The organism is Nonomuraea rhizosphaerae (assembly GCF_019396405.1).
Classification (GTDB): Bacteria; Actinomycetota; Actinomycetes; order Streptosporangiales; family Streptosporangiaceae; genus Nonomuraea; species Nonomuraea rhizosphaerae.
Map to the genome: position 1 here is coordinate 20,027 of NZ_JAHKRL010000105.1, position 7,800 is coordinate 27,826.

The following is a 7,800-nucleotide window of genomic DNA, read 5'->3' on the forward strand; positions in this document are numbered from 1 at the left end:
TGTGTGGATGACGCGAATGGACGACGAGCTGTACTCAGGACTCGACGACCCCGGCGACGTCGAGCCGGGCCTTGAGATCCCCGGCCTCCGGGGCGCCGAGCATGGAGAAGATGTCGAAGGCCTGGCGTAGGCAGTCGGTGCTCCTGGTGATGCTGCCCATGCCCTTGAGCGCCTCGCCGAGCACCATGAGCGAGAGCGCCTCGCCGTACGGGTGGCCGATGTCCCTGGAGACGATCAGCGCCGACTCGGCGTAGCGCACGGCGTCGGAGTAGCGCTCGGCGGCGATGAACGTCTCGGCCAGGCGCGAGCACACCCGCTGCTCCCACACGCGTTGCTTGCTGGCCCGGAAGAAGGCCAGGCACTCGGCGTGGTGGTGCACGGCCTCGGTGATCCGGCCGACCCTGCTCAGCACGATGCCCAGGTGGTAGCGGGCGCGAGCGGTGCCGGCGCCGCTGCCGATCTCGGTGAAGATGGCCAGGCCCTTCTCCGCCGCGGCGATCGCGTCCTCGGGTCGGCCCATGCCCAGGTGGTCGCGGGCCGAGTACGACAGCACCAGCCCTTCGCCGGCGGGCACGCCGTTGGCCCGGTACCAGTCCATGGCCGACTGGAACCACTCCAGCGCCTCGGGATGGCGGCGCTGGCGGCCGACGACGACGCCGAGCGCGTTCATCACCTCGCCGGTGACGATCTTCTCGCCGCGCGCCGTCGAGTGCTCGTGCACGAGCCGGAACTGCTCCTCGGCCTCCTTGAGCCGGTTGCCGGCGAACAGCACCCGGCCCAGCACGTAGCGGGCGCGCAGCTCGCTGCCGGTGTCGCCGATGCGCAGCGCGCCGGCCAGCACCGCGCGGGTGGCCTGGTCGAACTCGCGGGTGTGGGTGCCCGACTCCAGCAGCGGCTCCATCGCCACCAGCATGTCGCCGGCCGGCAGCAGGTGCTCGCCGGCGCGGGCGATGGCGGCTGCCTGGTTGATCGCGGCGAACAGCGCGTCACCCTCGGCCACCAGCCACGCCACGGCCTCGTCCACGCTGGTGAACGACAGCCCGCTGCCCACCACCTGGAGGTTGGCCGAGATCGCGCTGCCCTCATAGGCCAGCCGGTGCGCCGACTGAGAGGAGGCCAGGTAGAAGCCGAGCATCCGGCGCAGCGCCGTCGTCCGCGCGGCAGGCCGCTCGCTTTTTTCCAGCTCCCGGCGGGCGAACAGCTTGAGCAGGTCGTGGAAGCGGTAGCGGCCGGCGGCGGGCGCCTCCAGCAGGCTGGCGTCCACCAGCGACTCCAGCAGGTCCTCGGTCTCGAACACGCTCAGCGACAGCACCGCCGCCGCCGCGCCGAGCGAGATGTCGGCCCCGTTGGGCACCGCCAGCAGCCGGAACGCCCGCGCCTGAGTGGCGTCGAGCTGCCCGTACCCCAGCGCGAACGTCGCCTCCACCGCCAGGTTGCCCACCCGCAGCTCGTCCAGGCGGCGCTGCTCGTCGGCCAGCCGGGGCACCAGCGAGGCGACCGTCCAGGAGGGCCGCGCGGCCAGCCGGGCGGCCACGATCCGCACCGCCAGCGGCAGGAAGCAGCAGGTGGCCACCACGTCCATGGCCGCCGCGCGCTCGGCCGCCACCCGCTCGGCCCCGGCCACCGAGGCGAACAGCGTCAGCGCCTCGTCCGGCTCCATCACGTCCAGGTCGAACAACCGCGCCGAGGGCAGGTCGGCCAGCTTGTGGCGGCTGGTCACGATCGCCGCGCAGCCGGGCGAGCCGGGCAGCAGCGGGATGACCTGCGCCGCGTCGCGGGCGTTGTCCAGCAGCACCAGGATGCGTTTGTCCGACAGCAGCGAGCGGAACAGCGCCGAGCGCTCGGCCAGCCGTTCCGGGATCACGTCCGACGGGATGCCCAGCGCGCGCAGGAACGCGCCCAGCGCCGATTCGGGGCCGGTCGCCTCGTCGGTGTAACCGCGCAGGTCGGCATAGAGCTGGCCGTCGGGGAACAGGTCGTCGGCCGCGTGCGCCACGTGCACCGCCAGCGTGGTCTTGCCCACCCCGCCGATCCCGCAGATCGCCGCCACCGGCACCCCCTCGGCCGAGGACTGCGCCGACGACAGCAGCGTGCGCAGCCGCCCGGCGATCTCCTTGCGGCCGGTGAAGTCACTCACCGCGGCCGGCAACTGCGCCGGCTTGGGCAGCTCCAGCGGCGGCGCCTCGACCTCCTCCTCCGGCTCCTCGGCCGGCGTCCTGGCCGGCTGCGCGACGGCGAGGGTGGGGTCGGCGGCCAGGATGCGCTGGTGCAGCGCGCTCAGCTCCGGCCCCGGCTCGATGCCCAGCTCCTCGATCAGCGCCTCGCGCGTCTCGGTGAAGACGTTCAGCGCGTCGCCCTGGCGTCCGCACCGGTAGAAGGCCAGCATCAGCTGGGCGCGCAGCTTCTCGCGCAGCGGGTGCTCGGCGGTCAGCGCGATCAGCTCCGAGACCACCGAGGCGTGCTCACCCAGCTCCAGGTCGACGTCCATGAGCGTCTCGACCATGCTGATCTGCCGCTCGACCAGCCGGTCGCGCTGGTGCTCGGCGTACGGGCCGACCGCCCCGGCCAGCGGTTCGCCCTCGAACAGCGCCAGCGCCTCCCGCAACGCCTGCGCCGCCTCACGAGGCTTGCCGGACCTGCGCGCCGCCTCGGCCACATGCACATCGCGCTCGAACCTGGTCAGGTCGAGCGAGTCCTCCGGCAGCCGCAGCGCGTACCCCCGGCCGACGGAGGTGAGCAGGTCGGGCCGGGAGCGTGCGGCCCTGCCCGGCTCCAGGACCGTGCGCAGGCGGGAGACGTACGTGCGCAGCGCGCCCAGCGCCCTCGGCGGCGCCTCCTCGCCCCAGACTGCGTCGATCATCTCGGTGGGCGTCACCGCGCGGCCCTCGCGCAGCAGCAGCATGGCGAGGATGGAGCGCTGCAACGGGGTGCCCAGATCGAGCTCCTGGCCATCGCGCCACGCGCGCACGGGACCGAGCACGGCGAACCGCAGCTCGCCTTCAGCTCCCTGACCAGCCATGCCGCATGTCTCCAAGGCAATGGAAAGATTTGTTACCAAATGATAGTTGCATCCTTGCCGGACAGATAGGCATAGCGGAATTCGTTCACCGAGGCGTTGATCGGTCGTTAATCGGGTGTTGAGTGGTCCGGCGGATGCTGAAGGCATCGGTGACATGGTCCCAAAACGCGGGGGCGACCATGACTCTGTCGAGATATGAAACGGGCCCCGCCGCATGGCGGGGCCTCAATGGACGTGGGGTTACGCTGCCTCGGCCAGGCCCAGTCGCCGGGCCAGCCGTTCTCGGATCGCGGGCCATTCGGCGTTCAGGATCGAGTAGTAGGCCGTATCTCGGACCGTGTCATCCGCGCCCCTGCATTCCGCCCGGCGTATCCCGTCGAAATGCGCGCCCAAGGCCTCAATGGCGGCCATGGACCTCTTGTTGCGAACATCTGACTTCAGAGTGATGCGGTGGACGTCCCAGGTCTCGAAGGCGTGCGAGAGCATCAGGTACTTGCTCTCCCGGTTCGCGCCCGAGCCCTGGGCCGAGGCTCCCAGCCAGGTGTAGCCGATGTCGGCCACGGACGGGACCTCGCCGACCGCGCTCCGCGTGCCCGGAGGCCAGGGCATGGGGCCCTGCCAGTACTCCAGGTGCATGAGACGGGTGGCACCGACGACGCGGTCGGTGTTCAGCCACCGGACGGCGAAGGGCAGCGAACGGCCCTCCGCCTGCTCAGCCAGCGCGGCCTCCACGTAGGAGACCATCTCGTCCCGACCGTTCGGGACACGGGTGAAGGCATACGTGGAGCGGTCTTCACTCGCTGCGGCGACCAGTTCGTCGGTCACCGCGAGGCTGAGAGGTTCCAGGCGCACGAGGCGCCCGGACAAGGTGACAAGAGCGGGCATGTGCACATGATGGGGGCAACCTGCCACCGCTGTAACCGGGTGGGATCGCTCATGTTTTGCAGCTTCCTGCAGCCCGGTTGTTCTCGCAGGTCAGAGGGCCGATTCTGGGGTCACCGTACCGGCCCGCAGCGAAGTTTCGCCTAGTTGTGACACGGTGTCGGCACGAGCGCCGCACGCTGTTCACCCACGGCGGTCAGCCGGGTCATGGACAGCTCGGTCAGGCCCAGCGACAGGTGGTCGAGACTGGCCGCGATCCACGGCAGCGTGAGCGGGTCCCGGCTGGTCAGCGCGGTCAGCCGCTCCTCGGTGGAGTCGCCGTAGAGCAGGCTCACGGCCACCCGCACCCGCGCCGCGTCGGGGTCGTCGCCGAACGCGTGGCCGGGCAGCACACCCAGGCCGTGGTCCTCCAGGAGCACACGGGTGACCTCGGCCGAGCCGCCGAGCCGCAGATGGCTCAGGTCCGGATACAGGTAGAACCCGCCCTGGGGCATCGGCACCGAGGCGCCGGCCGCCACGAACCTCTCCCTCACCGCGTGCGCGAGCACGCCGTGCAGCCTCCGGCTCCGCACGATGCGCTCGACCAGCTCGGGAGGGTCGGTGAAGGCGTACGCGGCCGCTTCCTGGATCGGGGCGGCCGGTGAGGACCAGATCTCGCTCGCCACGGCCAGCAGCCGGGCGCGCAGGTCGTGCGCGTCGTCCGGCAGCCTGGCCACGCCGATCCGCCAGCCGCCCAGCGCCAGGCTCTTGCTGAGGCCGGTCGTGACGACCGTGCGCTCGGGGGCCAGGTCGGCGGGCGAGGTGAAGGCGAGGTCCGGGTCGTGCAGCAGGTCGCGGTAGATCTCGTCGGAGATGATGTACAGGTCGAGCTCCCGGGCGACCTCCACCAGGCGACTGATCGTCTGGGGCGGCGCGAGGAGCCCGGTCGGGTTGTCCGGCAGCGTCACGAGCACCGACCTGACGGTTCTGCCGTGGGCGCGCGCGTGTCGCACGGCCGCGGCCACCAGATCGGGATCGGGCACGCCGCCCTGTCCCACCGGCGGCGGCACCAGGATCGGCTCGGCGCCGACCAGGTCCGCCTGCGCGGCGTAGCTGACCCAGCTGGGCATGGGCAGGACGATGTCCCCGCCGATCGCCAGGAGCACGCCGTACAGCAGGGACTTGCTGCCCGGCCCGCAGACGACCATCTCGGGGTCGGTGGTGAGCCCTCGTCGTGTCCAGTAACCCGCCGCGGCGCTCCGCAGCCCGGCCGCTCCCGCGACCGGCCCGTAGCCGTTGCGCTCGGATGCGGCGACCAGCTTGTCGCGCAGCGCCGGGTGGACGGGGAGTCCGGCCTCTCCGAAGGCCAGGTTGAGAACCCGTTCCCCGGCGCGTCGTCTTCGTTCGATGTCCTCGTTGGCCGCCAGGGTGGCGGACAATGTCACGGTCATGGCTGTCACGTTCCCAGGGTGGGTGTATACAGGCATCACCACAAGCGAGGCTTCTTGTGGGTAGGCATAAGGAAGTCTGATGCTAGAACTGCGGCGTTTGACGTTGATCTGCGAGTTCGCGCGTAGGGGTAGCATCGCCGCGACCGCCGAATCTCTGGGGTACAGCCCCTCAGCCGTCTCCCAGCAGCTCGCTGCGCTGGAACGCGAGACCGGGACAGCCCTTATCGACAGGACCGCGCGCAGCGCCGAGCTGACCGACGCGGGCCGCCGCCTGGTGATCCACGGCGAGCGCATCCTGGCCATGGTCGAGGAGGCCGAGTCCGACCTTTCCGCCCATGCCGGGACGCCGTCCGGGCGGGTCGTCATCACCGCGTTCCCGACGGCGGCGGTCGCGTTCGCGCCGGCGCTCGCCCGGGTGCTGCGCCGCCACACCGAGCTGACGCTGCGCCTCGGGCAGAGCAGGTCGGGGCGCGGCATGCGGGAGGTCCAGGCGGGCGAGGTGGACATCGCGCTCGTGGACGACTGGTACGGGCGGGTCGGCGACAGCGAGAGCCTGCGCGTCTTCCCGCTGCTCATCGACCCGCTGGTGCTGGTGGTGCCGCGCAGGCACAAGCTGGCCGACCCGAGCGTGCCGATGGACCTGCAGCAGCTGCGCGACGAGGCGTGGATGGCCACGCCGGACGGCGAGCCGTCGCGGCTGGCGGTGGACCGGATGTTCATGGACGTGGGCGGCACCAAGCCGGCGCCGTGGGAGTTCGAGGGGCTGGGGACGATCCTGTCGCTGGTCGCCAAGGGGATCGGCATCGCCGCCGTGCCCGCGCTCGCGCTGGCGGCGGGGGTGCGGGGGATCGCCGTGCGCCAGTTCCCGGACAATCCCGGCGGGCGGCGGGTGCTGGCCGTGGCCCGGAGCTCCAGTGTCCACCGGCCGTCGGTGTCGGTGACGTTGCGGGCCATCCACGTCGCCGCCCGCTACATCGCGGCCGACCTGGACCCCGTGCGGCCCGCCGAGCGCTGATTCGCGTCCGGTACGGCCCGCCGCCGCGCTAACGTCTGGTGTCCATGGCGCCTTCGTACGACATCGAGCGGCTGCTGCTCGCGCAGCCGAGCACCACCACGGTCGCCGGGCTGGACGAGGTGGGCCGGGGCGCGTGGGCGGGCCCCGTGACGGTCTGCGCGGTAATCACCGACCTGTCCGGCCCGCCCCCGGGGCTGACGGACTCCAAGCAGGTGTCGCCCCCGCGCAGGGTCGCGCTGGCCGAGGCGCTGGAGCCCTGGGCGGCCGGCATCGGGTTCGGCGAGGCGACGCACACGGAGATCGACGCGGTCGGCATGACCGAGGCCCTGCGCCGGGCCGCCCGCCGCGCGCTGGACGCGCTGCCCGTACGGCCGGACGCGCTGATCCTGGACGGGAGCCACGACTACATCGGCGCTCCGTGGCCGGTGCGGCTGGAGGTCAGGGGCGACTCGGCGAGCATCTCGGTGGCCGCGGCCTCGGTGCTGGCCAAGGTGCGGCGCGACGCGTACATGGCGACGATCGGGTGCGCGGAGTACGGCTTCGCGGAGAACGCCGGATATCCGTCGCCGGTCCACCAGGAGGCGCTGGCCCGGCTCGGGCCGACGGAGCACCACCGGATGTCGTGGTCGTACCTGGATGACCTGCCGCGGTGGCGCCATCTCAAGCGGCACCGCGATCCGCTGGTGGGTGAGGGGCAGGCGAGCTTGTTCGGCTAGTTCCCGGCGCCCGGCGCCGTCCGTGCGGGTGGTTCCCGGACTCGTCCTTCCGGCATCATCGGTGGGATGCGGATCGGGGTTTTTCTTGTTGTGGCCGGAATCCCCGGCCAGCAATCCGGAAATTTGCTGAAAAATGCGGTCGAGTTGATCGTGGCGGCGGAGCGGGCCGGGTTCGCCGACGCGTGGATCGCCGAACACCATTTCATGACATATGGGGTTTGTCCGTCGGCGGTCACGTTGGCGGCGGTGGCCGCCGGACGGACCGATCGCATCGGGTTGGGGACGGCCGTGAGCGTGCTGTCCACGCAGCATCCGGTGGCGCTGGCCGAGCAGGCGGCCATGTTGCACCACCTGTCGGGCGGCCGGTTCACGCTGGGGGTGGGCAGGGGCGGGCCATGGGTGGACCTGGAGGTTTTCGGCACCGGGCTGGAGCGCTTCGAGCGGGGTTTCGAGGAGTCGCTCGACGTGCTGCTGCGGGCGCTTTCCGGGGGAACGGTGTCGGCGTCCGGCGAGTTCTTCGATTTCCGTGAAGTGCCTCTCGTCCCGCCGGCGACAATGCGGCCGGTGGTGGCCTGCACCTCGGCCGGAACGGTTTCCCTGGCCGCCCGGCGCGGCCTGCCGATGCTGCTCGGCATGCATATCGACGACCAGGAGAAAAAGGCGATGGTCGCCGCGTACGGAAATCCCCATGCGCATGTGGCGGCCGCCGTCGCGCATGTCGCCGACACCACCCGACAG

At 71.6% G+C, this 7,800-nt stretch carries 6 protein-coding genes; 3 read left to right on the forward strand and 3 right to left on the reverse strand.

What is annotated here, in order from left to right:
* Nucleotides 1-34: 34 nt before the first annotated feature.
* The 3 genes from KME77_RS05210 to KME77_RS05220 form a co-directional block, all read right to left on the reverse strand.
* Nucleotides 35-3,019 (reverse strand): AfsR/SARP family transcriptional regulator, encoded by a 2,985-nt coding sequence (locus KME77_RS05210; protein ID WP_219462502.1) that lies wholly within the window; start codon nucleotides 3,017-3,019, stop codon nucleotides 35-37.
* A gap of 240 nt (nucleotides 3,020-3,259) precedes the next feature.
* Nucleotides 3,260-3,904, reverse strand: coding sequence for a GNAT family N-acetyltransferase (locus KME77_RS05215; RefSeq protein ID WP_219462504.1), 645 nt, complete (start codon nucleotides 3,902-3,904; stop codon nucleotides 3,260-3,262).
* 140 nt (nucleotides 3,905-4,044) lie between these two features.
* On the reverse strand, nucleotides 4,045-5,331 hold the full coding sequence (locus KME77_RS05220) for a pyridoxal phosphate-dependent aminotransferase (protein ID WP_219462505.1): 1,287 nt from the start codon (nucleotides 5,329-5,331) through the stop codon (nucleotides 4,045-4,047).
* A gap of 79 nt (nucleotides 5,332-5,410) precedes the next feature.
* On the opposite strand from KME77_RS05220, the gene KME77_RS05225 reads away from it, so the two are divergent.
* From KME77_RS05225 to KME77_RS05235, 3 genes are all read left to right on the forward strand, one after another.
* The gene (locus KME77_RS05225) at nucleotides 5,411-6,346 is read left to right on the forward strand and encodes a LysR family transcriptional regulator (RefSeq protein WP_219462507.1); all 936 of its coding nucleotides are present in this window, start codon (nucleotides 5,411-5,413) and stop codon (nucleotides 6,344-6,346) included.
* Nucleotides 6,347-6,390: 44 nt separating this feature from the next.
* A complete protein-coding gene (gene rnhB / locus KME77_RS05230) occupies nucleotides 6,391-7,062 on the forward strand; it encodes a ribonuclease HII (RefSeq protein ID WP_219462509.1) in 672 nt (223 codons plus the stop codon).
* A 66-nt stretch (nucleotides 7,063-7,128) separates the two neighbouring features.
* The coding region (locus KME77_RS05235) for an LLM class flavin-dependent oxidoreductase (RefSeq protein WP_219462510.1) at nucleotides 7,129-7,800 on the forward strand (672 nt) is incomplete at its 3' end.